Origin of the sequence: Larkinella insperata (assembly GCF_026248825.1) — a bacterium.
In the GTDB taxonomy this organism is placed as follows: domain Bacteria; phylum Bacteroidota; class Bacteroidia; order Cytophagales; family Spirosomataceae; genus Larkinella; species Larkinella insperata.
On the sequence record NZ_CP110973.1, the window covers coordinates 5,335,788 to 5,360,504 of the forward strand.

General features: G+C 54.0%; 22 protein-coding genes. 10 read left to right on the forward strand and 12 right to left on the reverse strand.

Annotated features, from left to right (window positions below; translation table 11 throughout):
- Positions 1–110: 110 nt before the first annotated feature.
- From OQ371_RS21485 to OQ371_RS21505, 5 genes are all read left to right on the forward strand, one after another.
- A complete protein-coding gene (locus tag OQ371_RS21485) occupies positions 111–1,181 on the forward strand; it encodes a sensor histidine kinase (RefSeq protein ID WP_265990383.1) in 1,071 nt (356 codons plus the stop codon).
- Between the two features lie 15 nt (positions 1,182–1,196).
- Complete coding sequence (locus tag OQ371_RS21490; protein WP_265990384.1) at positions 1,197–2,243, forward strand: sensor histidine kinase; 1,047 nt, start codon at positions 1,197–1,199, stop codon at positions 2,241–2,243.
- Positions 2,244–2,828 carry a Crp/Fnr family transcriptional regulator gene (locus tag OQ371_RS21495; RefSeq protein ID WP_265990385.1) on the forward strand — a complete coding sequence of 195 codons (585 nt, stop codon included), beginning with the start codon at positions 2,244–2,246 and terminating at the stop codon, positions 2,826–2,828. It begins immediately after the preceding gene.
- 87 nt (positions 2,829–2,915) lie between these two features.
- Positions 2,916–4,034 (forward strand): oxidoreductase, encoded by a 1,119-nt coding sequence (locus OQ371_RS21500; protein ID WP_265990386.1) that lies wholly within the window; start codon positions 2,916–2,918, stop codon positions 4,032–4,034.
- 197 nt (positions 4,035–4,231) lie between these two features.
- Complete coding sequence (locus tag OQ371_RS21505) at positions 4,232–5,011, forward strand: LytR/AlgR family response regulator transcription factor (RefSeq protein WP_265990387.1); 780 nt, start codon at positions 4,232–4,234, stop codon at positions 5,009–5,011.
- 9 nt (positions 5,012–5,020) lie between these two features.
- On the opposite strand, the gene OQ371_RS21510 is transcribed toward OQ371_RS21505, so the two are convergent.
- From OQ371_RS21510 to OQ371_RS21540, 7 genes are all read right to left on the reverse strand, one after another.
- Positions 5,021–5,491 carry an SRPBCC family protein gene (locus OQ371_RS21510; RefSeq protein ID WP_265990388.1) on the reverse strand — a complete coding sequence of 157 codons (471 nt, stop codon included), beginning with the start codon at positions 5,489–5,491 and terminating at the stop codon, positions 5,021–5,023.
- A gap of 74 nt (positions 5,492–5,565) precedes the next feature.
- The gene (locus tag OQ371_RS21515) at positions 5,566–6,012 is read right to left on the reverse strand and encodes a hypothetical protein (RefSeq protein ID WP_265990389.1); all 447 of its coding nucleotides are present in this window, start codon (positions 6,010–6,012) and stop codon (positions 5,566–5,568) included.
- 85 nt (positions 6,013–6,097) lie between these two features.
- On the reverse strand, positions 6,098–6,667 hold the full coding sequence (locus OQ371_RS21520) for a Crp/Fnr family transcriptional regulator (RefSeq protein WP_265990390.1): 570 nt from the start codon (positions 6,665–6,667) through the stop codon (positions 6,098–6,100).
- Positions 6,668–6,709: 42 nt separating this feature from the next.
- On the reverse strand, positions 6,710–7,357 hold the full coding sequence (locus tag OQ371_RS21525) for a DAPG hydrolase family protein (protein WP_265990391.1): 648 nt from the start codon (positions 7,355–7,357) through the stop codon (positions 6,710–6,712).
- A gap of 11 nt (positions 7,358–7,368) precedes the next feature.
- Entirely contained in the window at positions 7,369–8,517 is a 1,149-nt protein-coding gene (locus OQ371_RS21530) for an FAD-dependent monooxygenase (protein ID WP_265990392.1), read from the reverse strand.
- Between the two features lie 481 nt (positions 8,518–8,998).
- Positions 8,999–10,336 carry a sensor histidine kinase gene (locus OQ371_RS21535; RefSeq protein WP_265990393.1) on the reverse strand — a complete coding sequence of 446 codons (1,338 nt, stop codon included), beginning with the start codon at positions 10,334–10,336 and terminating at the stop codon, positions 8,999–9,001.
- A gap of 101 nt (positions 10,337–10,437) precedes the next feature.
- The gene (locus OQ371_RS21540; RefSeq protein ID WP_265990394.1) at positions 10,438–10,857 is read right to left on the reverse strand and encodes an EamA family transporter; all 420 of its coding nucleotides are present in this window, start codon (positions 10,855–10,857) and stop codon (positions 10,438–10,440) included.
- A 267-nt stretch (positions 10,858–11,124) separates the two neighbouring features.
- On the opposite strand from OQ371_RS21540, the gene OQ371_RS21545 reads away from it, so the two are divergent.
- Positions 11,125–11,487 (forward strand): hypothetical protein, encoded by a 363-nt coding sequence (locus tag OQ371_RS21545; protein WP_265990395.1) that lies wholly within the window; start codon positions 11,125–11,127, stop codon positions 11,485–11,487.
- A 103-nt stretch (positions 11,488–11,590) separates the two neighbouring features.
- Here OQ371_RS21545 and OQ371_RS21550 read toward each other — a convergent pair whose 3' ends face one another.
- Positions 11,591–13,858 (reverse strand): aconitate hydratase, encoded by a 2,268-nt coding sequence (locus tag OQ371_RS21550; RefSeq protein WP_265990396.1) that lies wholly within the window; start codon positions 13,856–13,858, stop codon positions 11,591–11,593.
- Between the two features lie 467 nt (positions 13,859–14,325).
- On the opposite strand from OQ371_RS21550, the gene topA reads away from it, so the two are divergent.
- The gene (gene topA, locus OQ371_RS21555; RefSeq protein WP_265990397.1) at positions 14,326–16,893 is read left to right on the forward strand and encodes a type I DNA topoisomerase; all 2,568 of its coding nucleotides are present in this window, start codon (positions 14,326–14,328) and stop codon (positions 16,891–16,893) included.
- Between the two features lie 80 nt (positions 16,894–16,973).
- Complete coding sequence (locus OQ371_RS21560) at positions 16,974–17,678, forward strand: SIR2 family NAD-dependent protein deacylase (RefSeq protein ID WP_265990398.1); 705 nt, start codon at positions 16,974–16,976, stop codon at positions 17,676–17,678.
- On the opposite strand, the gene OQ371_RS21565 is transcribed toward OQ371_RS21560, so the two are convergent.
- Positions 17,656–18,546 (reverse strand): YitT family protein, encoded by an 891-nt coding sequence (locus OQ371_RS21565; RefSeq protein WP_265990399.1) that lies wholly within the window; start codon positions 18,544–18,546, stop codon positions 17,656–17,658. The genes OQ371_RS21560 and OQ371_RS21565 overlap by 23 nt on opposite strands.
- A gap of 198 nt (positions 18,547–18,744) precedes the next feature.
- Complete coding sequence (locus OQ371_RS21570; RefSeq protein WP_265990400.1) at positions 18,745–19,113, reverse strand: hypothetical protein; 369 nt, start codon at positions 19,111–19,113, stop codon at positions 18,745–18,747.
- 161 nt (positions 19,114–19,274) lie between these two features.
- On the opposite strand from OQ371_RS21570, the gene OQ371_RS21575 reads away from it, so the two are divergent.
- The gene (locus tag OQ371_RS21575) at positions 19,275–20,156 is read left to right on the forward strand and encodes a bifunctional 5,10-methylenetetrahydrofolate dehydrogenase/5,10-methenyltetrahydrofolate cyclohydrolase (RefSeq protein WP_265990401.1); all 882 of its coding nucleotides are present in this window, start codon (positions 19,275–19,277) and stop codon (positions 20,154–20,156) included.
- A gap of 41 nt (positions 20,157–20,197) precedes the next feature.
- On the opposite strand, the gene OQ371_RS21580 is transcribed toward OQ371_RS21575, so the two are convergent.
- A complete protein-coding gene (locus OQ371_RS21580) occupies positions 20,198–23,080 on the reverse strand; it encodes a hypothetical protein (RefSeq protein WP_265990402.1) in 2,883 nt (960 codons plus the stop codon).
- Between the two features lie 164 nt (positions 23,081–23,244).
- Here OQ371_RS21580 and OQ371_RS21585 point away from each other — a divergent pair, with 164 nt between their 5' ends.
- Positions 23,245–23,685, forward strand: a complete 441-nt coding sequence (locus OQ371_RS21585; protein ID WP_265990403.1) for a response regulator — start codon at positions 23,245–23,247, stop codon at positions 23,683–23,685.
- Positions 23,686–23,692: 7 nt separating this feature from the next.
- On the opposite strand, the gene OQ371_RS21590 is transcribed toward OQ371_RS21585, so the two are convergent.
- Complete coding sequence (locus tag OQ371_RS21590) at positions 23,693–24,643, reverse strand: hypothetical protein (RefSeq protein ID WP_265990404.1); 951 nt, start codon at positions 24,641–24,643, stop codon at positions 23,693–23,695.
- Positions 24,644–24,717: the final 74 nt, after the last annotated feature.

Sequence of the window (24,717 nt, forward strand, 5' to 3'; positions counted from 1 at the left end):
TACTAACCTCAATTCAACCCCAAAAGTCGGCGTTTCAAGCAAGTCTATATTGAGTAAGCGGTCTGCGACCCCTTATTTTTACAAAAAATTAAATTCAAATTACAAAGTACGTGACAACGTTTGAGAGACCGAACGACCGATGGCTCCGCTGGATAGGAATCCCGCTGATTGTCCTGCTGGCGAATCTGCTTTATCTGAAGGATGATCAGCACAACCCGGTGTTGTACACCGGCTGGGTATTTATCGGAATGGCGTATGTCACGCTGGCTTGGGAAGGTTCGGTGAGCTGGGTGTATTACGTGCGCAAACTTTTCCCGGATGCCCGGCATTCGCTCCGGCGCATCCTGATCACGTTTACCGGCTATTTTCTGCTGGCGGTGGTTTGCCAGTCGCTGTTTGTGTTTCTGACCGACCTCAGCGGGCTGGCCATCATTCCCATCACATCCCACGTCTACCAGGCTTACATCGGCATCGGTATTTTTTGCTCGCTGCTGCTGGGCATCACCTACGAAATCATCTATTACCTGCACCAATACCGTCAGGCCGTCGCCGAAGCCGAAGCCATTCAGAAATCCCGGATTCAGGGGCAGTTTGATAGCCTGAAAAGCCAGGTCAATCCGCATTTTTTATTTAATTCGCTCAACTCGCTTTCGGCCCTGATTTCCGAAGACAAACAGCAGGCCAACCGGTTTCTGGAGGAAATGTCGAGTGTGTACCGGTATCTGCTGCAATCCAACGACCGCAAGCTGGTTACGCTCCAGACCGAAATCCGGTTTATTGAATCTTTTTTTTACCTGCTGAAAGCCCGCTACGGCCCGGCGATTGAACTGCACACGCACATTGCGCCCGAGTTGCTGGATCATTACCTGCCCCCGTTCAGTTTGCAGATGCTGATCGAAAACGCCATCCGCCACAACATCATTTTGGCCGACCGCCCGCTGGTTATCTCGCTCCAGGCCGACGCCAAAAAACACACCGAGCCCACGCGGTTGCAGGTTTCCAACAACATCCAGCGCAAAAACATCCAGGTCAAGAAGCAGCCCGGCGGACTGACGCAGCTCACGGAACGGTTCAAGCTCCTGCGATTGCCCCGCCCCATTATTCAGGACGACGGCCTTGCGTTTAGCGTGCACGTGCCGCTCATCACGAAAGATGCCGATTTTTTGATACATTTACCCTGACTTTTCCGTACCAATGTGGGCTTAACATTAAATCGGTATACCCAGAAAGATACCTGGATTGCCCTGGGTATTCTGCCGACTTACTACTTTTTTCTGAACTACATGCTGTTGGGGCGGATTTACCTTCAACGGCTGGACGTTTTTGTACTGTCTACCCTTTTTACGGCGCTGGTCTGGACACCGGCTTTTTTTCTCCACGCCCTGCCCGCCGTTTATCTGCGCCAACGCTACCCCCACATCCGGCAGACCTGGATGCGCCTGAGTTTCGCCGTGCTCATCCACATGATCATGTCTTCGGCGGTGATTATTCTGCTGTTTTACCTGTACGGCTGGGTCGACTTTCCGGGGTTTGAATTCAACACGGATCGGCTGCGGTGGGCGCTGGTTTTGGGCATCGTGGGAAACCTGGTGGCTAACATCGTTCACGAAAGCGTGTACACGTTTGAAAAATGGTCGCAAACCATCAGTGAGACGGAAAAACTCAAGAAAGCGAACCTGCAAAGCCAGCTCGATAGCCTCAAACAACAGGTAAATCCGCACTTTCTGTTCAATAGCCTCAACACGCTCTCTTCACTGATCGACGAAGACACCGAGAAAGCGGAGCTGTTCATCGAAGAATTGTCGAGCGTGTACCGGTATCTGCTCCAGACCAACGAAAATGCCCTGACCAGTCTGCGCGACGAAATGGCCTTTATTGAATCGTATTTTCACCTGCTGAAAACCCGTTACGGCAGCGGTATTGAACTGGATGTGAGTATTGCCGACCGTTACCGCGAAGCCCGCTTGCCGCCCCTGACGCTCCAGATGCTGGTCGAAAACGCCGTCAAACACAACATTATCCTGTCGGAGCAACCGCTGCAAATCCGGATTGAAACGACGCCGACCGGCCAGTTATCGGTTTCCAACAACGTCCAGCGTAAGAACGTCCGGGTGGCTTCCAACGGCGTCGGGCTTTCCAATATCGCCACGAAATACCAGTTGCTCGGCCACCAGGGGTTGGAAATCGACAAGTCCGAAAGCTGTTTTCGCGTCACGCTACCGCTGTTGCCCCTCGAGCCGTAAATGAATACGTTTCATGCTTTACGCCGTCATATTGAACGCAAAATTCCGCTGACGGACGGCGAATTTGCCCACGTTACGGCGCTGTTTGCGGTAAAAGAGCTGGCGAAAAAGCAGTTTCTGCACCGCCAGGGCGAAGTCTGCCGCTACGAAAGTTTTGTGGTGAGCGGCTGCCTCAAATCCTACCACACCGACGAAGGGGGCGATACCCACATCCTTCGTTTTTCGGTGGAAGACTGGTGGGCGGGCGATCTTGACAGTTTTCTTCACCAAACGCCCTCATCTTTCAGCATCGAAGCCGTGGAGCCCGTCACGCTGCTGGTCATCGACAAACCCGGCCTTGCTTTGCTCTACGAACGCGCGCCTAAACTAGAGTCGTTTTTCCGCATCCTGAACGAAAATGCGCTGATTGCCACTTCGCAGCGGGTTATCAAAAACCTGAGCCTGCCCGCCGGGGAACGGTACCGGCTCTTCCGGGCCGCCTACCCCCAGCTGGAACAACGGGTTCCGCTGAAAGACATTGCTTCCTACCTGGGCATCACGCCGGTTTTTCTGAGCAGACTCCGCAACGAACGAGCCTCCGACTGAAGCCCAACAACGGCCCATTTCTAAAACTAGGTTAAGCGTAAAGTCGGCAAAGCGCGGGAATTTTGTACGCATCAATCCCTTACGAACATGAGCCAGATTCCCGCTTTCTTCGACACCATTGCGCTGGGCCGTCACCGGCTGTCCAACCGGTTTGTGGTAGCCCCCATGACCCGCATCAGCGCCACCGACGCGGGTGTTCCGACCCCGGCCATGAGCGACTATTACGAAGCGTTCGCAACCGGCGGTTTTGCCGCCATCATCACGGAAGGCACTTACACCGACGCGCTTTTTTCCATCTCCAACCCTAACCAACCCGGCCTGGTGACTGCCGACCAACTTGCTGGCTGGCAGCGGGTTGTGGAGCGCGTAAAAACGCACCCGACGGTTTTCATTGCCCAGTTGATGCACGCCGGGGCCCTGTCGCAGGTGCTGACCAAAACCGTAGCGCCTTCAGCCATCAAACCGCTCGGCAAACCGTCGGCTTCGTCCGGTGGCAACTCGGCCTTCGTCGTACCGGAAGCCATGACGCCCGCAATGATCCAGACGGTAATGGCGGGTTACGTTCAGGCGGCCCGCAATGCCGTGCTAGCGGGTTTCGACGGGGTAGAAATCCACGGAGCCAACGGCTATCTGCCGGATCAGTTTCTGACGGCTTACACCAACCACCGCACCGACCAGTACGGCGGCAGCGTCGCCAATCGGTTCCGGTTTGTGGCCGACATTATTGAAGCCGTCCGGGCGGCCGTACCGAGCGGTTTTCTCGTCGGATTACGGTTGTCGGAAGGCAAAGTAAACAACCTGGCCTACCGCTGGGAAGAAGGGGCTGACATGGCCCGGGCGGTTTTCGCCGAAGTCCGGAAAGCCGCGCCGGACTACCTGCACATTGCCGCCGAAGGCGGGGGCTGGATGCGGGAATGTCTTTACCCCGACGGCAGTTCCTCCACCGGTATTGCCCGCCAGCTGCTGGATTGCCCGGTTATTGCCAACGGCGGTCTGCACGACCTGAATCTGGCCAGCCAGCTTCTGACCGAAGGCCACGCCGACCTGCTGGCCATTGGACGGTACGCCATTGCCAATCCGGACTTTCCGCAAAAAATCAGGCGGGGCGACAAACTGATTCCCTTCCGCAACGAGATGATCAAACCGTCGGTTTCCCTGGAAAATACCCGGCAGTATTTCGGTCAACGGACCTGCCAGGTAGACTGATACCGGTTATTGCCGAATAACCGCATCCGGCGTTGGCGCAAGGGGGCCGGTTCATGGCTTCCCTGTGCCGCTTCGCCCCGCCATTATGCGGTTTCAACGGGGTGGCATTTGGAAAAAAGGGGGCAAATATGCTATTTGTACAACAATTTAACCCTTGAACAAACACTCCTTTTGCCCCTGAATAACGACCGATGTGTATGGATGTACTGGTAATTGAAGATGAAGAACTGGCGGTTCGCAAGCTAACGAAGCTCTTACAGGATGTCGATCATTCCATACGAATTGTCGGCACAGCCGCCAGTGTGCGCGCATCGGTGCAATGGTTGCAAACGAACACCTCGCCCGATCTGATTCTGATGGATATTGAACTGGCCGACGGCCAGAGCTTTGAAATATTTGAGCAGACGCCCGTGGTATCCCCGGTCATTTTTACCACCTCCTACGACGAGTACGCCCTGCGCGCTTTCAAGGTCAACAGCATCGATTACCTGCTGAAGCCCATCAAGCGCCACGAACTCGAAGCCAGTCTGGCCAAACACCGGAAACTCCACACGCAGGCCGAACCCGAAACCGGCGGGGGCCGAATGGCCATTGAAGCCCTCGTGCAGCAACTCCGGCAGCAGATTCAGCCGACGGAATACCGCAAACGGTTTCTGGTCAAGCACCTGTCGCAGTGGATGCCCATTGAAATTTCTGAAATCGCGTATTTTTATTCGGAAGAAGGCGTCAGCCTGTTTCGGACCCGCCACAACCAGAAGTTCTCGGTCGACTACACCCTCGACGAACTCGAAGCCATGCTCGATCCCACGCAGTTTTTCCGGGCCAACCGGCAGTTTATCGTTGATATCAACTGCGTCCAGCAGATCCACCCTTATTTCAACAACAAATTGAAGCTGACGCTGAAACCGTCGCCGGATGAGGAAGTGCTGGTCAGCCGCGAACGGGCAACCGAATTCAAGAAGTGGATGGGAAAGTGAAAAACGGCTTTACAAAAGCCGTTTAGGCAGTTCGATCAACGCGTTGGGGGTTTCTTCCAGCAGTTGTTTCACCCGCAGCAGGTCGTTGCGAAACTGGCGCTGCAACTGATGAATCAGCAACGGCGCCATCAGCCGCTGCCAGCCTTTTAGCTCGACACTCATTTCGTAGGTGACCCGGGTTTCCTTGTGTACGCGCTCAAATAGCCGTTGCTCCCACAAATCGACCGGGCTGTTGACGCTTTCGTGGGCCGTCCGCCGGTTGGGCGCGGCCGCCGTCACCTCGGCCATAATGGTCATCTGCTGGTCGAACAGCCGCACTTCCTGGTGCAGTTTCATGCCCGACCGGGCCAATCCCGGCATATCCTGCCTTAATTCGTAGAGATTGCTCCGCCAGAGCAGGTCGTATTCATAACAGCCTAGCAACCCGTAGACTTCCGTTAAGGGCAATCGGATTAGTTCAGCATGTCGAACGGTAATCATGAACGGCGGTCGATGTCTAGGATACGGGAGGTTGCTCAAGGCAAAAATGGTGCGAACTGAAAACCGGCCCTTTTTTATTCATTCAAATGGCCCTGCTGGTACTGCTCACCGACAAACTGCTCGGCCTCGGCCAGCGTTTCGCACAGGCGGGTCGGGATAATCGGGTTGCTCCGCTCAAACAGGGCTTCCGACGAAAGTTTCGAAAACAAATCCGGCGACAGAATGCTGATGTTATACCGCACCCCGAATTCACGCAGCCGGGGAAAATAATCCTGCACGATCCAGTCGACGGCTCCGGCCCAGGCCACGTCAAACTCTTTGGTGTCGTGGACGTGAAACCGGCATCCCCGCGCCTGCCCAACGGTCTGCTGCCAGTCCAGCATGGTCAGCGTGGCCTGCATTAGTTCCTCGTCCGTGCAGAAGCCGATCCACTTCATCAACAGGTAATTTTTCGCGGGTTCGTCCAGTAAAATGGCGTAGACGGCCCCTTCGCTATTTTGTATTCTTCTCAGTTCATTCACGGCAATTTTACTCTTTGGACTTGGCACCTTTCCCCCCTCATTCATCGCGAACACCGCGGCACCCCTAGTGAATTACAAATATACTTCAAACGCCCACACCCGCCCGGTATCGGCCCAGGGTTTCGGGCGTAATTCCCAGGTAACTGGCGACAAATTCTCCCGGGATACGGTTTAAGACTTTCGGATGCTCCTGCAACAACCGGCGGTACCGGTCCTCGGGCGCATCTCGCAGCAGGGAAGCTTCCCGCCTTTCGACCCGCGTCAACTGGTCCTGCAGGAGCAGCGTGGCAAATCGCTGCCAGGTCGGATAGGTTCGGCAGAGGTGCATCACATCCTCGAAGTTCATCTCGAGCAGGTGCGTTTCCTCCAGCGTAGCCACGTTTACGTTTGACGGTTTCTGGGTAAAAAAACCGACAAAGGAACCCAGCAACGAGTTTTCGAAAACAAATTCTTTGGAAACTTCCCAACCGTCGACTTCGTAGAACAGCCGTCCGCAGCCTTTTTCGATAAAAGCGATCGTCTTACAGAGATCACCCGCCCGGACGTAAATCTCGTTGGGCGCCAGCACACGGGGATGAATGATGCGTTCGAGGGCAGCTTTTTCTTCAGCGGTGGGGTTGGTAACTCGTTCAATGTTGAACAGGACGCGCTGCATACGGCTATAATCTTTCAATTTAGGGCTAAAATGGGGAAAACATCACGAAAAAGCAAACCGATGCGCAGCGTACAGCTCCGGCAGGAAGGATTCAAAATTGCCGACTTCTTCGACGTTGTGGGTTAGCCAGGCCGGTCCCATGTCGCGCGTAAACACAAACCGGTGCAGCAACGGGTTCAGCAGCCACTGCCCCAGCCGGTTTTCGGCGCCCACCTGCATCCGCGACAGGTACCGGGTTCCCCCTTCGACGGCAACGAACCGATGGGCCAGCCGGAACACTTCCACGCCCAGTATCCGGCGGATGAGCGTGATGCCTTCCGAGTCCAGTTTAATCACTTCCTCCACACTGTCGATCAGGTGGTGCCTATTGCCGCCAAACGCTTCCACGATGCGGAACGACGCCCCAACGCCCGCTCCCCCACCGGGCGCGGGTTTGGCCAATTCCCAGTGAATATGGTCGATGGGGTGCCAGACCAGGTAGCGGGGGTATTCCACACCGTTCACGTTCATTGAGCCCCCGATGTGGTGAAACCACCAGTTTAGCATGTCGGGCGTAACGCCCCGGATGATATCGTGTTCAATCCGCAGTTCGAAGCTCCCGTAAGGCAGCGTCTTGCACTGCGTCCGGGCGCTCTGGAGCGGTTTTCTGATCCAGTTGATTTCCCGGTTGGGGGGCAGTTTCCAGGCCATGCATGAAGGGGTTAAAAGTCAACTTTATACAGCGTTTCCAGTTGTCGTTCGTTTACGCGGGCGGGCAGCATTCGGAACAACCCGTTTCGCAGGGTGGCCAGCACGGGATTTTGCAGTTGAGCGACCTGACCAACGCGCCGGGAATTTTCGATGATAAATCGGGTCCGTTTCAATCGCCGTTGCTCAAACCGCCGAAAAGCATCCGGGACCCGGTCGGTACGGGTCAGTTCATCGGCCAGCACGACCGCATCTTCGATGGCCTGGCAGGCTCCCTGCCCCAGGTTGGGCGTTGTAGCGTGGGCCGCGTCGCCCAGCAGCACTACGTTGCCGAACGCATACCGGGACAACGGTTTCAGGTCCATAATATCGTTCCAGAGTAGATTTTCTTCTTTCGTGCGGGAAATGATTTCCGGAATCGGCGCGTGATACCCGCCAAATTGTTCAACCAGATCGCGGACTGTAAACGCCCGGAAACGGGGGTCTTTGGCCGGAGCGTTGGTGGTGGCAAACCAGTAAATTTTATGATTCGCCAGCGGAACGATACCCACCCGGCCCTTCGCGCCCCAGGTCTCGGTGGCTTCCGTCAGGTTCAGGCCGGTGCTGTCGACCACCGACCGCCAGGCCGTATAGCCCGCGTAACGCGGCAGGGAATCGGGCAGCAACTGCTTGCGGATGGCCGAGTGGATGCCGTCGGCCACAATCAGGTAGTCGGTCTGGTGCACGGTTCCGTCGTCAAAATAAATCAGGCATCCTTGGCTGCTCTGGTCGATGGAAACGGCCCGTTTGCCCAGCACAATCGGGCAATCCGTCAACTGGTTGAGCAGCGCCTGGTGCAACGCGGCCCGGTGAATGGCGAAGTTGTCAGTACCGTATTTTTGGCTGATGGCCCGGCTGTCGGTTCGCGTGATGGTCCGGCCCCGTTCGTCGAGAATCACAAATGCATCCAGCAAACGACCGGCGGGCAGCACGGCAGCAGCGATGCCCAGTTTTTGAAAAGCACGGACGGCATTGGCGGCCAGCGCCAGTCCGGCCCCAACGGCTTTGACGGTTGGAGCGGCTTCAAACAAAGTGGCCCGGATGCCGGCTTTGCGCAGGGCGATGGCGGTGGTCAGGCCCGCAATGCCGCCCCCGATGATGGTAAAACGCTGTAGGTTTTTCATTTTAAATCAGTAATTAGGTCCAAAACGTAAGGGTCCATGCCGTTTTACGTCTTTTAAAACAGGGCGAGGGTCAGTCGACTGGAAGGATTGCTTGTGTTCTGAAAAATGACGGGCAGGTGGTCCCAAGCCCTCCTTCCAACTTCGTTCCGATCGCTCTCGTAGCTTCCATTAAGTGTTTTCAAGGTTAGTCCGCTGGGGAGTCGAAATGGTTCACCGGCTGGACGGTCTAGGGAATCCCCAAACCCGGGACCAACCGACTCCATATCTTTGGTTTTCACGGCATTATCCGCTTGAAATGACTGACTGCCCAGCCACAAGACAGGCGATCAGCACAAGCAGCGCAATTCGTTTTTTCATGAAGTATTGCAATCACTCTCCGGAAGCGTTGGGTGTGGTTGGTGGCCCAAAATTGGGTTAGGTGGACCGTCGAAACCATGCCAAATTCCATGAAACGGAAAAACGCGGATGTGAAGCGGTTGTCTTACCGGATCAAGGGCAGCGTGACGATAAACTCGTCGTCGGTTTCCTGAACGGTTGGCGTGGGCTGACCCAGCATTTTGTACTTTGTGAGGATGTTGAGCAAACCTTTCTTGGTGGATTTCACCCGATCGACGGACCGACGCTGTAGATTATTGCGGATAATGAGCCATCCAGACTCGGTGGTGCCAATATAAATTTTCAGGGGTTTGTCGCCCGACACGATGTTGTGCTTGACGGCATTTTCAATCAGCAGCTGGAGCGTCAGGGGCGGCAGCTGGTCAACCAGAAAATCATCCGCAACCTCAATGGTATAGGCGATGCCGCGGCCGTAGCGGGTTTGCATCAGGTGCAAATATGAGTGGATAAAATTCAGCTCCCGTTTCAGTGTGGTCAGTTCAAAATCGTGGGTTTGCAGGATGTACCGGTACACACTCGCCATTTCATCCACAAACTGCTCGGCCTTAGCGGGTTCCTCGACAATCAGTGACGACAATGAATTCAACGAATTAAAGAGAAAATGCGGATTCAGCTGCGACTGCAACGCCCGCATCTGCACTTCGGACATTTCCTGCCGGAGTTGTTGCACGGCCAGCTCAGCTTCCAGTTGTTTACGCTCGTGTTTTTCCTGCTGCCGTTCGATTTTCTGCTCCAGAACGGCCGTTCGAATGGCGGCTTGCCGCTGCCGGTAGCCCAGTCCCAGCGAAAAGCAGATCAATTCGAGAATAATGCCCATCTGCATGGGGGTAATGGGTGCCTGCCAGAAGTAGACAATTTCCTCCGAGGCTTCGTCCAGAAAAGTCAGGATCATGGCCAGGGTTGCCCCCAGCAGCAAAAATGCCGATCCCACCACGAAGTACCGCGCGATGACATCATCCAACTTGATGATTTTATAAATCGCGTAGATCGCCAGTCCGATCATCAACACCCGGCCGACATCGTGCGCCGTGTTGTACAGCCGCGGATAGGTGTCTGCCGCAAGGTAGCAAATCCAGCCTTGGAGCAGGCAGTACCCCATGATGCCAAGGCGGGCGTAGTGCAGCACCCGGTATAAAACCGGCAGCCGCTTTCGTAACCCAATAAAGGCATCGGTAAAACTGAAGTAAACCAGGTAAGCCAGCATGGGCGCGCAGACCCGGGCAAAGCTCCAATCGGTTGGGGTAAGACCCAGCAGGTCGCGGATTTCGGGAACCCGAAAAACGAAGTACATCAGCCAGGCCAGCATGTAGAGCGTGTACAACCCGTATATCCGCTCCCGAAACGTTACCCACTGGACAACGTTCAGCAGCAATATCGATATAACCATACCGATAAACAGAGGCTGCCAGATTTCATACGTCATAGGGGGTACGGGACTTGTTCATTCGTATTCGCACAAACTTATCAATTCCGGACTAAAAAAACCGCCTGGCCCCCAAACGGCTTAGTTACCGGATGACTTCCTCACCGCGACAGCGCAATCATTACCGCCCCGATAGCCATCAAAACGGCCCCGATGATGAGCTGGGCATTGACTTTTTCTTTCAAAAAAAATACGGCGAGAATGATGGTGAACACCAAGGAAATCTTGTCCAGCGGAGAGGCCCGGGCGGCATCGGTCAGTTTCAGCGCCCGAAACGAAAGCAGGGATGAGATGCAGGTAACCACGCCCGCCACGATCAGGTAAATCCAGACCTTGCGATCGATGCGGCTCACCTCAGCAACCATTCCCTGTCCGATCACTACGCTCCAGGACACAACCAGAATGCAGATGGACTGGATAGCGAAGGCCAGACTGGGATTAACATTCTTAATACCTGCTTTTGATAGCGTCACAACGACCGCCGATGACAAAGCCGCCAGAAGAGAAAAAAGTACCCACATGTGCTTGTTGAAGAAATAGTCTCATATGGGATAAGTCTGGAAGGCCCCAAAATGATTTATAATCTGATTGAAAGGAATGCTGAACTTAACCATATTATTTTCAACCTGCCCGTGGAGACCCTCCTATAATACAAGTAAAACACGCAAGTTGCTCCTCTCCGCCCCTCCTGAGCGCCCTTTTCAAGAAAAACTGTCTTGACAAGCAAATTTTTTAAAACAAACGATCAGCCCTGCCGGTTTATGATACAAATAAAACATAGCACTGTTATGAAAATTGCGGTAGAGAAAGGACAGGATAAAACCGTGTTGGCCGACGGTCGGCAAACCGTCACCATTACTGACATTGAGGAGGGAACAAGTGAGAATAAAGGTATTCCTTTTTTTGCGGTCCGCTTCGAGAACGAAGACGGGTATGTGTCCCACCGGTTTTACCAATCCCCGGCGGGTATGCCCGCCATCATTGGTTTGTTTGAGCAGGTAGGCATTGAAGCCAAGGAAGGGCAAGATCTGGATACAAAGCAACTCCTGGGTAAGCAGCTTACTATTGAAGTGGGCGAACGGTCGTACACCGATCCGGAAACCCATAACGAGCGGACCCTGAAGCAGGCCGTTAATTTTCTGGCGAGTTAGAGGCTCCACAGAAAGCCGTTTACCCACGGCACTTAAACAAACAGAAAGCCCGCAGAACTAGCAGTTCTGCGGGCTTTCAACATTTTAAACAACTCCGCGCAGCTTAGGCGTTTTGCTTCTGCTTGATGAGGTTCAAGGCCGATCCGGCTTTAAACCACTCAATCTGCGTTTCATTGTAGGTATGATTCACCTGGAACTCCTGAGTCGTACCATCCGCGTGGTTCAACCGGATCGTCAACTGGCCGTTCGGAGTAAATTCCGTCAGGCCCAGGATGTCGATGGTGTCGTCTTCCCGGATATCATCATAATCGTCCGGATCGGCAAACGTCAGGGCCAGCATTCCTTGTTTTTTCAGGTTGGTTTCGTGAATCCGGGCGAATGATTTCACCAGGATGGCCCGCACAGCCAGGAACCGCGGCTCCATGGCTGCGTGCTCCCGTGACGACCCTTCCCCGTAGTTTTCATCACCCACCACGATTGAACCAATACCGGCGGCTTTGTAAGCCCGCTGAACCGCTGGCACTTCGCCGAACTCACCCGTCAGCTGATTTTTTACGGTATTGGTTTTCTCGTTGTAGTAGTTGACCGCCCCAATCAGCATGTTGTTGGAGATGTTGTCGAGGTGACCGCGGTATTTCAGCCACGGACCCGCCATCGAAATATGGTCAGTCGTACACTTGCCTTTTGCCTTGATCAGCAGTTTCAGGCCGGTCAGGTCGGTGCCTTCCCAGGCTTTGAACGATTCGAGCAGTTGCAAACGGTCCGAAGTCGGACTCACCACAACCTGCACCCCGCTGCCGTCTTCGGCCGGTGCCTGGTAACCCGCATCTTCCACGGCAAAACCGTTGACGGGCAACTCGATTCCCTGCGGTTCGTCCAGCATCACTTCTTCACCCGCTTCGTTGGTCAGTTTGTCCGTCATCGGATTGAACGTCAGGCTACCGGCAATGGCCATAGCCGTCACCAGTTCCGGCGATGCCACAAACGCGTGGGTATTGGCCAGACCGTCGTTCCGCTTGGCAAAGTTCCGGTTGAAGGAGGTAATGATGGAGTTTTTACGGTTCGGGTCGTCGATGTGCCGCGCCCACTGGCCGATACAGGGCCCGCAGGCATTGGCCAGCACGACCCCACCAATTTTTTCAAATGTATCCAGCAAACCATCGCGCTCGGTTGTGTAGCGAACCAGTTCCGAGCCCGGGGTTACCGTGTATTCCGAATGCGTTTTGAGGTTTTTCGAAATGGCCTGCTGCGCCACGGAAGCGGCCCGGGTCAAGTCTTCGTACGAAGAGTTGGTACACGAACCGATCAGACCAACATCCAGTTTTTCGGGCCAGCCATTTTCCTTAACCGCCTGCGCGAATTTCGACAGCGGCCATGCCAAATCCGGCGTGTATGGGCCGTTGACGTGCGGTTCGAGTTCCGACAGATTGATTTCGATTACCTGATCGTAATACGTGGCCGGATCGGCGTATACTTCGTCGTCCGAACGCAGGTACTGACGCACGGCATTAGCGGCTTCCGCCACATCCGCCCGGTCGGTGGTCCGTAAGTAATCCGCCATCTTTTCATCGAAGGCAAAAATTGACGTTGTAGCGCCGATTTCAGCTCCCATGTTACAAATGGTGGCCTTTCCGGTAGCCGACAGGCTATCCGCTCCGTCGCCAAAGTATTCCACGATACAGCCCGTTCCGCCTTTTACAGTCAGGATACCGGCCACCCGCAGGATAATGTCTTTCGCCGAGGCCCAGCCCGATAACTTCCCGGTTAGTTTCACGCCGATCAGTTTCGGCATTTTCAGTTCCCAGGGCAAACCGGCCATTACGTCGCAGGCATCGGCACCACCTACCCCGATAGCGATCATACCCAGACCACCGGCATTGGGAGTGTGGGAGTCCGTACCGATCATCAAACCGCCCGGAAAGGCATAATTTTCGAGCACAACCTGGTGGATAATCCCGGCCCCCGGTTTCCAGAAACCGATGCCGTATTTATCGGATATAGACGACAGGAAGTCGTACACTTCCCGGTTTTTATTGTTGGCATTTTCAAGATCCTGAACGGCGCCCACTTCGGCCTGAATCAGGTGATCGCAGTGCACCGTCGACGGTACCGCCACCTGCGGACGACCCGCCTGCATGAACTGCAAGAGGGCCATCTGGGCCGTTGCGTCCTGCATTGCCACCCGGTCGGGCGCAAAGTCAACGTAGTCCTTACCGCGGTTGTAAGCCTTCTGGGGAATACCGGCACTGAGGTGAGCGTACAATATTTTTTCCGACAACGTGAGGGGACGACCCACCACTTGCCGGGCTGCTTCGACACGTTCGCCAAAACCGTCGTATACGCGCTGAATCATGTCAAAATCAAAAGCCATAGACAGGAGGAATTTAAGCAGTGAATAGAATCATGTATCTAAATAGACAACACCCATTACTGGAAAATGAGTTTCCAAATAAGCGTGTCAAAATTAGATGATTTTCCTTCTAAAATAAAATGAGCGGACATTTTCGCGATAATTTGTAAACGTTATGAATTTTAGGACGGAATTTTTCCCGCCGGCCAGTCAAGACTGACCTCCGCAAGTTAGCATCCGGCCCCGCTTGTTTCTGCCGCCCAAAGGAACGGTTGAACCTGAACCCCAAAGATTATGCTTTGGTCATATAATACCATTTTTTTCGGAACGTTTGCTCCCCAAAAATGGTTATTACACCATAAGCATTGCCCGCCGTACTCATTATTCCCTCCGCTCAATTTGTAAGTATTATGTCTTTTGCTTCTATATTTGGCACGAGACGTGGGAGCCGATTGTCGGCGCAATTTTAACATTCAACCTGAATTCATATGTCAAAAAACCTGGTTATCGTGGAATCACCCGCGAAGGCGAGGACCATTGAAGGGTATCTGGGTAAAGATTTCGTGGTGAAATCCAGCTACGGCCACGTACGGGATTTGCCGAAAGATGATATGGCGATTGACATCCCCAATGGCTTTCGTCCCGTCTACGAAGTCTCTCCTGACAAGCGTCAGGTTATCAGCGAATTAAAGAAATTAGCCAAGGAGGCCGAAGAAATCTGGCTGGCCACGGACGACGACCGTGAAGGCGAAGCCATTTCGTGGCACCTGAAAGAAGCGCTTGGTCTGAAAGAAGACACCAAACGGATTGTCTTTCACGAAATCACCAAAAAAGCCATTCAGAACGCCATTCAGTCGCCCCGCCGGATCGACATCGACCTGGTGAATGCGCAGCAGGCCCGGCGGGTCCTCGACCGGCTGGTGGGTTTCGAGCTGTCGCCGGTTTTGTGGAAAAAAATTAAATCGGGTAGCTCCATGGCCCTGTCGGCGGGTCGGGTGCAGTCGGTTGCGGTGCGGCTCATTGTGGAACGCGAACGCGAGGTCGACAACCACAACACCAAATCCAGCTACAAGGTAACGGCGCAGTTTCTGGTCGACAACGGCCGTGTGCTGAACGCCGAACTGCCCAAGAGCTTTGCGACCCTGGAGGAAGCGCGGGCCTTTCTGGAAAAATGCCGTGAGGCCGTTTTCTCGATTAAAAATCTGGAAACCCGGCCCGCCAAGAAATCACCGGCCCCGCCGTTTACGACCTCAACGCTGCAACAGGAAGCTTCCCGGAAGCTGTCCTTCTCGGTGTTGCAAACCATGACGCTGGCCCAGAAACTGTACGAAAGCGGTAAAATTTCGTACATGCGGACCGACTCAACCAATCTTTCGCAGGAAGCCATTGAGAAGGCCAAGCAGGCCATCACGAATGAATTTGGTGAAAAGTACGTGCACACCCGCCAGTATAAAACCAAGTCTGAGTCGGCGCAGGAAGCCCACGAAGCCATCCGGCCTACGGATTTTTCGGTGAAAGCTGCCGGGGCAGATCGCAACGAACAACGGCTGTACGACCTGATCTGGAAACGCTCGATTGCCTCGCAGATGGCCGACGCGCAGTTGGAGCGGACCACGGCCACCATTGCCATTTCAACCGCATCCGAGGAGCTGATCGCCCAGGGTGAGGTCATTAAATTTGACGGTTTTCTGAAAGTTTACCTGGAATCGACCGACGACGAGGACGAAGAAAGCAAAGGCATGTTGCCCCCGCTGTCCATCGGTCAGGTCCTGAACATGGACCAGATGAAAGCCACCCAGAAATTCAGCCGCCCGGCCCCGCGCTACACGGAAGCGAGTCTGGTGAAAAAACTGGAGGAAATGGGCATCGGCCGTCCGTCGACTTACGCCCCCACGATCTCGACGATCATCAAACGGCAATATGTCGTCAAGGAAGACCGTCCGGGCAAAGAACGGGAGTTCAAGGAATTGACCCTGAAGCAGGGCCAGATTCAGGAGAAAACCGGCAAGGAAAATTACGGTTCCGAAAAAGCCAAGCTGTTTCCGACCAACATGGGGCTGGTGGTTAATGACTTTCTGGTTGAATACTTTGAAGGCATCGTTGACTACCGGTTTACGGCGAACGTCGAAAAAGAGTTTGATGAGATTGCCAGCGGCAAAATGGGTTGGCAGGACATGATCAAAAACTTTTACGGCGACTTCCACCGGAACGTCGAAACCGTACAGGGCGCGGCTCTGACGGGGGCGAAACCGGGCAGCCGGGAACTGGGCCTCGATCCGCGTTCGGGCAAAAAAGTATCCGCCCGGCTGGGCCGCTACGGCGCGTACGTGCAGATCGGAGAAGCCACCGACGAGGATAAACCGTTGTTTGCCAACCTAAAAAAAGGCCAATTGATCGAAACCATTACCCTGGAAGAAGCCCTCGATTTGTTTTCGCTGCCGCGCGAAGTCGGCTTTTTTGAAGATAAACCGATGGTGATCGGGATCGGTAAATTTGGCCCGTACGTCAAACACGACGATAAATACGTTTCGCTGACGAAAGATGATGACCCCTATACCATTACGGCCGAAAGGACCATCGAACTGATTCAGCAGAAGCGGGTCGAAAACATCAACGAAGCCATCGGCGAATTTGAAGGTAAACTCATTACGACCGGCAAAGGTCGTTTTGGTCCGTACATCAAACACGACGATAAGTACATTTCGCTGCCCAAAGGAATATTCCCCGCTACGCTGACTCTGGACCGGGCCATCGAACTGATTCAGCAGAAACGGCAGGCGGAAAGCAATAAATACATTAAAGAGTTTCCCGAGAATACGGCGGTGAAAGTGGTCAATGGCATGTATGGCCCCTACATCGCGGTTGGCAAACGCAACGTTAAAATTCCGAAAGACGTTGAACCGGCTTCGCTAACACTGGAAGATTGCCTCCGACTGGCGGGTGACACCGTTCCGGAGGAAAAAACCAAAGCGAAGAAAAGCACCAAAGCGGCTGTAACCACTACCGCTGCCGCCAAGAAACCAGCGGCCAAAAAAGCCGTTGCCAAAAAGAAGTAACGCCCAGCCGACTATCTTGTTAGACCGTTTAATACGAAAACCACTCGCCTGGGCGAGTGGTTTTTCTAATCGATAGCACGATGAAAAATCTTGTGGTTCTGTCCGGCGCGGGCATCAGTGCGGAAAGCGGGTTGCGGACGTTTCGGGACTCCAACGGATTGTGGGAAAACCACCGGGTAGAAGACGTAGCCACACCTGAAGCTTGGTCTCGCAACCCCGATCTGGTCCTGGAGTTTTACAACCAGCGACGCAAACAGGCTCTGGACGCCCAGCCCAATGCCGGACACTTGGCGTTGAAGCGGCTGGAGCAACACTTTGCTGTTACCATTATTACCCAGAATGTCGATAACCTGCACGAAAAAGCGGGCTCTTCGAACGTTATTCACCTGCACGGCGAACTGTTTAAATCCCGCAGCACCCGCGACCCGCGGCTGGTTTACGACATGGCCGGCTGGGAATTAAAAAAGGGCGATTGCTGCGAAAAAGGCTCGCAGCTCCGTCCCCATATTGTCTGGTTTGGGGAGGCCGTCCCGATGATGGAAACCGCCGTGGAAATTGTCGACCAGGCCGATATTCTGATCATTGTCGGTACGTCGATGGTGGTTTATCCGGCGGCCGGACTGATTGATTTTGTCCGACCCGGTGTGCCCATTTATGTCGTCGATCCGAACGTTCCGGATATCCGTCCGCGGAAGAATCTGACCTTTGTTCCGGAGCCAGCCACAACGGGTTTGTCGCGGCTGGCGGAACAATTGATTGCGGCTAATGCAGCGGGCGGTGTTTAATCATGCCGCCCTTCACATCGGCAATACTGTGTTCAATCAAAAAGGCTTTTTCGTCTACCTCACTGATTTTATCCTTCAGACGGGTAATCTCCAGACGGGTTACCACGGCGTACAGAATGTTAATATCGTTCTGGCGTAACCCGCGTTTTCCGAAGCCCTTCTCTCCTTTCAACACCGTTACACCCCGGGCTAATTCTTCGGTGATCAATTGCCGTACTTCCTCGTGCCGGTCGGAAACGATCATGACGGCAATGTATTCCTCAATACCGTGAATAATGAAATCGACAGTTTTCGACGCAGCCAAGTAGGTCAGCATGGCGTACAAAGCCGTTTCAACGTTGATAAAAATGGCAGCCGAACCGAAGATCAAAATGTTGATGACCATAATGACATCCCCCACCGACATGAATGACCGACGGCTAACGTAAATTGCCAGAACTTCAGTGCCATCGAGTACCCCGCCCCCCCGCATGGCCAGACCAATACCGGCCCCGAGGAAAAAACCGCCGAAGACAGCAATCAACAGCTTATCGGTAGTCACGATGGGATACGGTATAAACGCCAGACACAGCGCCAGCAGCCCGATTCCGGCAGCGGTTTTAAGGGCAAACGTCCAGGAAACCTGCCGAAAGCCCATCCAGATAAAGGGGATATTGACAAGCACCACCAGAATGGCCAGGTCAATACCCGTTTTCAATTGCAACAGCAGCGAAATCCCGATAACGCCCCCATCCAGAAAGTCATTGGGAAGCAGAAAGCCCTTTAGGCCCATGCCCGCGCAGAGCACGCCCAGAATAATCATAAATGCTTCCTTTATTTCCCGGTAAACGGCCGACGTCTTTGCCTTTTGTATGCGTGTTTTTACCATGATCATGTGTGGTTTGTGGACAAATAATTTACAATGAGAGAAATAGGGATATAGCTCACCTAACGGGTTCAGGTCGCCAGACCGCCAGGGGTCTGTATTCAATCTGTATCCGGTGAGTCGTGAAAACCGTCCTGATGGTGACGGGTCTTTAGGAGCGAAGCCAAAGGGAGCCGGGCTCCCGCTATCGGTTGGGCAGAATCAAGGGGCGTTTATTGCGATCTGATGGCCGAACAGGCGCCGGAAATAAGCGAAGAAATAATAGGGTACGCTGCGTTGACGGATCAGTCGGGGTTCCCGGATGAGGACCCAAACCGTCGGGATAATGGCGAAAAAAGCCGGCGGCACCTGGTGCGAAACCGTCGGGGCCACAATGACTTCGTGAACGATGGAGTGGGAAAACTCATCGGTCAGGTGATCCAGCAGGTCGTGGTCCGACGAGGTTCCAATGGTAACCACCTTCCATTCCGCACCGCTGGCCACACCGGCCGGCGACCCGGCCCAATAGCCAAGCGCCCACCCGATCAGCAGGAAGCAGAGAAATGAAAATATGGTCCGATAAAACTTCATCAAATTAAAGACGCTGGGGGCTAGAAAAATGCAGGATACAATGCGGTTTTTACAAGTATAGTGAATTTTTCCGTAAAAAGCCAGTCTGATTCCAAATAATGAGCAAAGCCGCACCAGGTCCGGACAAAACCGCTACCTTTGCCTTTTTATTGATTCGACGCATGCAACTCCTTGACGGCAAACTCCTCTCCCAGCAAATCAAACAGGAACTCGCGGCTGAAGTAGCCGACATCAACGCACAAGGCGGCAAGATTCCGCATCTGGTTGCCATTCTGGTCGGTACCGCCGGCCGCAGCGAAACCTACGTAGCCAGTAAAATGAAAAGCTGCGAAGAAATCGGGATGAAGTCCACGCTCATCCGGTTCGACGATTCCGTTACGGAAGAAGAACTGATCAATGCCGTTCGGGACGTGAATGCTAACCCCGACATGGACGGCCTGATCGTTCAATTGCCCCTGCCCGCCCACGTCTCGGCGGACAAAGTGATGGAGACCATCGATCCCGCCAAGGACGTGGACGGTTTTCATCCGATCAACATTGGCCGGATGGCCAAGGGCTTGCCGGCTTACATTTCGGCGACGCCCCAGGGCATTCTGGAAATGCTGAAACGGTATGGGATCGAAACGGCGGGCAAACACTGCGTGGTAGTAGGCCGCAGCCAGATTGTGGGCCTGCCGATGAGCATTCTGATGCAGCGCAACACCAACCCCGGCAACTGCACCGTAACGCTCACGCACAGCCGGACGCAGAATCTGCCCGAGATCTGCCGTACAGCCGACATTCTGATTGCCGCCCTGGGCCGCCCGGAGTTTATTACCGCCGACATGGTGAAGGAAGGCGCCGTGGTAATCGACGTCGGCCTGGAACGGGTACCGGACGCGACCAAGAAAAGCGGCTTTTCGCTGAAAGGCGACGTTAAGTTTGACGAAGTGGCCCCCAAAACCAGCTACATTACACCCGTACCCGGCGGGGTTGGCCTGATGACCATCTGCTCCCTGATGCAGAACACCCTCAAGGCCGCCCGCAAGGAAGTATACAAGTAATAAAAAAGCCCACGGGTCCACCCCGTGGGCTTTTTTATTAATTAAATTCCGATACCGATCACCAGCGGCTGCACAATCATTTCACCGGATTTCAGGTTATAAATCGTCCGGACGCCCGCTTCAAAAGGAGTGCGAAGCCGCAGCACGTTGAACACAAACGATACATCCAGCCCTGTCGTGTAAAATTGGTTATAACCAGCCGATCCCGGCATTGGTGAGCGGCTTTCCCCCTGCGCAAAATCGTAAAAGCCGGCGGCTTTTACCCGTTGAATGTAAAGCCAGCGCCCAACGGCCCAATGCGGATTGAGCAGCGGCAAACGGTATTCGGCGCTGGCGGTCATCAACTGATCGTAGCTGACGTAGGGTTGCCCGCGCGGAAAAAACACCGCGGCCGCAAAGCGATACGTGCCCCGCATCTGCTCCTGATACCCCGCCCGTACCCGCAGGGAATGATGCTTACCGACACCCGGCAGGTACACACTACCCTGCAAGGCCCATACCTCCCCGCGTAATGCCCCGCCAAACGGTGTGTTGCGCCAAACCGCCGATACCGTCTGGCCCCAGCGCGGAGCCACATCCTGTTTGCTCATCTTCAGCGTCCGGGAATACGACAAACCGTAGGACAGCCCGTTCAGTACCCGCCCGAAGCCCACTTCCGTGATGGGCCGCACGGGCAGATCATACCCGCTGACCTGTTGTAGATTGTAATACGCCGAAAGGTAGGCGCTTTGATTGTATTTCGAGGTGGTAAGCTGCAACGGAATCCGAAATCCCGCCGTCAATTGATTGTAGTTCCACGAATCACTCCGCAAAGAATCAAGCGGGGTCCGCCGATCCACGTAGACGGAAGTAGACCGTTGCCCCCGCTCAAAGCCAACGTCGAGGATGGGAAACCAGCCTTGGTAGCTTGCATTTGCGTAATAATTGACGGTTCGTTCGGCCTGATTGTACCCTAAGCCCACACCAAGCTGCGTTGTACTGAGCAAGTCCTGAGATTGCAGGCCAACCGTGCCGCTTTGCCCGTCGGAACTAACCACCGGCCCCCAACTGTAAATATTAACGGCATTGAGCAATCGGCTGTAACGACTTTTGGGGTATTCTTCGGGTGCGGACAACGAATCGGCCAGGGCCGAACGGACGGCAGCCGCGCCGGGTTCCTGGGCAATGAGGGGACCAAAGTACCGCACCGACTGGTCATTAACCTGCCCCGCGGGTACCCAACGGGACGGATCAATCGGCATTTCGGCAATGCGGTGACCGCTCGCCCGAAAATCGTGAAAAATCAGCTTTTTACCGTCCCCGGAAACCGTAGGATGATACGCCCCCAATGGCCGGGAGGTAACCTGGTAGGTCTGGCCGGTTTGGGTGTTCAGCGCGTAGATGTTGTCGATGCCCGACTGGGGCGAATTGTAGAAAACATACTCTTTCCAGGGCTGCGGATGGCTGATATTCTGGTTGACAACCGGCATCAAATCGCGCCGGGTGCCGGTTTCTGCATCAATCCGCTGGATGGTTTTGCCGCTTCGTTTTCGGATGACAGCCACCAGCGTTCGGTTATCTTCCTGCCAGCGGGGCTGGACGTAAAAGTCGTTCTCCGGATTGTCCAGAACCCGCAGTTCCTGCCCTGTTTCCGAATCCAGAATCACCAGCCGGGTCTGGTAGGCTTCGTCGTTTCGAACGGCCACTACCCGTGATCCGTCGGGCGAGAGCGCGGCCACCGAATAGCGACTTTGGTGGCTCAGACGGCGTAGTTTTTGGGTCTTGAAATCATACAGTTTAATTTCAGAATCGATTTTCTGTCCAAAACGCACGTCGTAGCGAAACTCGGTCCAGCATATTTTCCCGGCGGCCGCCGACAGCATTTCGGGGTTGTTGTATAAACCGGGGATAAAAACCCGGGTTTCCTCTCCGTTGCGATCCAGACGGACAAATTGCGTAATGTCTCCCAAACCGGATTTAACGGCAACTACCTCCTGATCAGAAATGGACTGCGGATATTGGTAGTTGGTAAACACCTTTTCCGACGCCTTCACCGGATAAGTGACCGCATCGGTCAGTTTCAATCCTTCCTGTTGTTTTCGCCAGGTTTCTTCAATATCGGCCATCAAGCGGTCGTAAAGCTCCTCCACCCGGTAACGGGTCGTTTTTTTGATGCCATTGGAAAACGAAAACGGATACAGCGGGAACCGATAATACCGGTTCAGCACATCACTCCAGGCAGCGGCCCCGTGGGTTCGCTTCAAATAAGTAGACATAAAGTAGCCCAATACGTAGTGATTGGGCACATTGTCGCGGTAAGAACCCCCGACAGCCTTGGGGTAGCTAAACCGCCGACCGGCCAGCAGATTGGCCCGCATTCCGAGGTCAAAATGGGGAATCCGGCCCCGCCCGCCCCCGGTTAAAACCGACTCAGTTCCAACGGCATCTCCCTCCCAAAACCAGTCGGGTACCCCCAGCGTCAAGGCCGCCAGAGCCGTGTTGCCAAACAACGTATAAGCAGCACGGGTAAGCCCCTGCAACGCTTTGTCGTACTGGACTACGTGCCGGAATTCGTGCACCGCCAGCAGGTCAAGCCAGGCGAGGTTGCCGGCCAGAAAGGGGTCCTGCGGGGGCGTCGCAAAGAACTCCGAGCGCCGGGGCAGCAGCGTCACAAAGCCGTTGCTCTGCATGGTCTGGTTCTGCAGAATGACCGACAACCGGCGGGGCTGTTTCTTCAACGTTGCACTGACGGGTTGATAAACCTGTTCCAGACGCCGGGCGGTTTGCTGGGCCGTCTGATCGAATCCCCGGGGGTACAAAACCCGAAAATGGGGCGTGCGCACCTGATACCAGGAAAGAGAAGGTGGATTCTGATCGAGAACGGGAAGAGTCTGGGCCGCGGCCGACAAAGAAGAAAGTAATAAAATCGGCAACCAATAACGCATAGAAAAGAACAGCAAAATCAAAAAATGTAACCGGTAAGGTACTGTAAATAAGGTAATCCGTTGAATTTAGGCAAAATATAAATCCATAAGTTGGCAATCGTTATGAAAACCGCTATCTTCAATCGCTCAATCCGGGACGTTGTTCTGTGCCCACCGATTTCTCTATGTTGCCAAATAGACCGTTTACCATTTTAGTTGCCGAGGATGATGAAGAAGATCGGCTGTTATTGGATGAAGCGCTGATGCAAAATGGATTATTCGATTGCGGACGATTCGTTGAGGACGGCGATCAGGTCATGGAATACCTCCTGAATTGCCTCAGCCCGGATGCCCTCAATCCCCTGCCTTCGCTGATTATTCTGGACATCAACATGCCCCTCCGCAACGGTCTGGACACCCTCCGCGCCATCCGTTCCAACAACCAGTTGAAGAACATTCCGGTCCTGATCATGACATCCTCGCGGCAGGAAGTGGAGAAAGCGTACCGGATGGGCGCCAATTCCTATCTGGTCAAACCCATTCTGTTTGACGACCTGATCCAGATGATGGGTGACGTGGCCACCTACTGGCGGGACACCGTCAACCTGCCCAACACGGAATACTAGGCCCCGGTTAGCGTACCATATGGTATAAAACCGACGCCTTAAAACGCATTTCCCTGAAAAGCCGCGTGGGCCGCAGACCGCCCCCGGTGTAATACCGGTGAATGATATTTTTACTATTTCCCTGAAAATGAAGCGTGTGCAGCAACACGTCTTTCTTTAAGAAAACGTTGTGAGCCATCGGGAAGCCGTTTTTCATCACGATCTTTTTACGACCCAGGCCGAATTCGTATTCGTCCAGGTTGTAGTTCGTCGCCATGCAGATGTTGTGGTCAAACGCCGAGCTGTTCAGCGATTCGGACAGGTTGCGGATGCGGGTACGCTCTTCTTCGTAAAAAACATACAACGCCGTCATGTCCGAGATACCGGCGCGGTCGTTTTTAATAATTTTCTCGGCCCGAATCTGATCCATGAATGCCATCAGCCGGGGCTCGGTATACAGGTTGCCAGCCAACTCGCAGAAAAGATTGATGCCCTCCCAGGTCCAGTACGATGAATGACCCGAAGACGACCGGACCCACTGATAGTCAGCGCCAACATTAAATCCCGCAATGTACTGATTCAGACCGGTTTGGTCGACGTATTTGGTCAGATCCGAATAAATCATCACGTCTGAATCGGCCACGAACACCTGCTGGTAGCCTTCCCGGCGCATGAGTTCCTTGACCAGGTACCAGCGAATGAAACAGAACAGTTCGTAATGGTAATTGTTGGGCGACGAATGCTTGTAGACTTGCTCGAACTGCTCGGTCTCTTCGTTCAGCAAATCCCGGATAGTATGGTGAATCAGAAACGGAAACCGGTTGTTGTCTGCGTCCCCTATTAAATGAATCGGGCTATCTGGGTTGGAATTTGCGGCCTGACGTAATGTAAATTCAAGGTAATGACTATAGTTCTGATGAACAAAGACAATGGGAATGCCCGAACGATCTCCCGCTTTCTGATTAAGCCTGGTTATCATTCCCGGGGTGGTATTATACTCAGTTGAAGTCGGAGAGGTATTAGTCATAGTGATTTGTTGAGTAAAAGTCGTCA

Bases quoted from the DNA above. Each gene is read 5' to 3' on its own strand.
- OQ371_RS21495 (WP_265990385.1), top strand. From the start codon at position 2,244: ATGAATACGTTTCATGCTTTACGCCGTCATATTGAACGCAAAATTCCG.
- OQ371_RS21500 (WP_265990386.1), top strand. From the start codon at position 2,916: ATGAGCCAGATTCCCGCTTTCTTCGACACCATTGCGCTGGGCCGTCAC.
- OQ371_RS21505 (WP_265990387.1), top strand. From the start codon at position 4,232: ATGGATGTACTGGTAATTGAAGATGAAGAACTGGCGGTTCGCAAGCTA.
- OQ371_RS21510 (WP_265990388.1), bottom strand. From the start codon at position 5,491: ATGATTACCGTTCGACATGCTGAACTAATCCGATTGCCCTTAACGGAA.
- OQ371_RS21520 (WP_265990390.1), bottom strand. From the start codon at position 6,667: ATGCAGCGCGTCCTGTTCAACATTGAACGAGTTACCAACCCCACCGCT.
- OQ371_RS21525 (WP_265990391.1), bottom strand. From the start codon at position 7,357: ATGGCCTGGAAACTGCCCCCCAACCGGGAAATCAACTGGATCAGAAAA.
- OQ371_RS21530 (WP_265990392.1), bottom strand. From the start codon at position 8,517: ATGAAAAACCTACAGCGTTTTACCATCATCGGGGGCGGCATTGCGGGC.
- OQ371_RS21535 (WP_265990393.1), bottom strand. From the start codon at position 10,336: ATGACGTATGAAATCTGGCAGCCTCTGTTTATCGGTATGGTTATATCG.
- OQ371_RS21540 (WP_265990394.1), bottom strand. From the start codon at position 10,857: ATGTGGGTACTTTTTTCTCTTCTGGCGGCTTTGTCATCGGCGGTCGTT.
- OQ371_RS21545 (WP_265990395.1), top strand. From the start codon at position 11,125: ATGAAAATTGCGGTAGAGAAAGGACAGGATAAAACCGTGTTGGCCGAC.
- OQ371_RS21550 (WP_265990396.1), bottom strand. From the start codon at position 13,858: ATGGCTTTTGATTTTGACATGATTCAGCGCGTATACGACGGTTTTGGC.
- topA (WP_265990397.1), top strand. From the start codon at position 14,326: ATGTCAAAAAACCTGGTTATCGTGGAATCACCCGCGAAGGCGAGGACC.
- OQ371_RS21560 (WP_265990398.1), top strand. From the start codon at position 16,974: ATGAAAAATCTTGTGGTTCTGTCCGGCGCGGGCATCAGTGCGGAAAGC.
- OQ371_RS21565 (WP_265990399.1), bottom strand. From the start codon at position 18,546: ATGGTAAAAACACGCATACAAAAGGCAAAGACGTCGGCCGTTTACCGG.
- OQ371_RS21570 (WP_265990400.1), bottom strand. From the start codon at position 19,113: ATGAAGTTTTATCGGACCATATTTTCATTTCTCTGCTTCCTGCTGATC.
- OQ371_RS21575 (WP_265990401.1), top strand. From the start codon at position 19,275: ATGCAACTCCTTGACGGCAAACTCCTCTCCCAGCAAATCAAACAGGAA.
- OQ371_RS21580 (WP_265990402.1), bottom strand. From the start codon at position 23,080: ATGCGTTATTGGTTGCCGATTTTATTACTTTCTTCTTTGTCGGCCGCG.
- OQ371_RS21585 (WP_265990403.1), top strand. From the start codon at position 23,245: ATGTTGCCAAATAGACCGTTTACCATTTTAGTTGCCGAGGATGATGAA.
- OQ371_RS21590 (WP_265990404.1), bottom strand. From the start codon at position 24,643: ATGATAACCAGGCTTAATCAGAAAGCGGGAGATCGTTCGGGCATTCCC.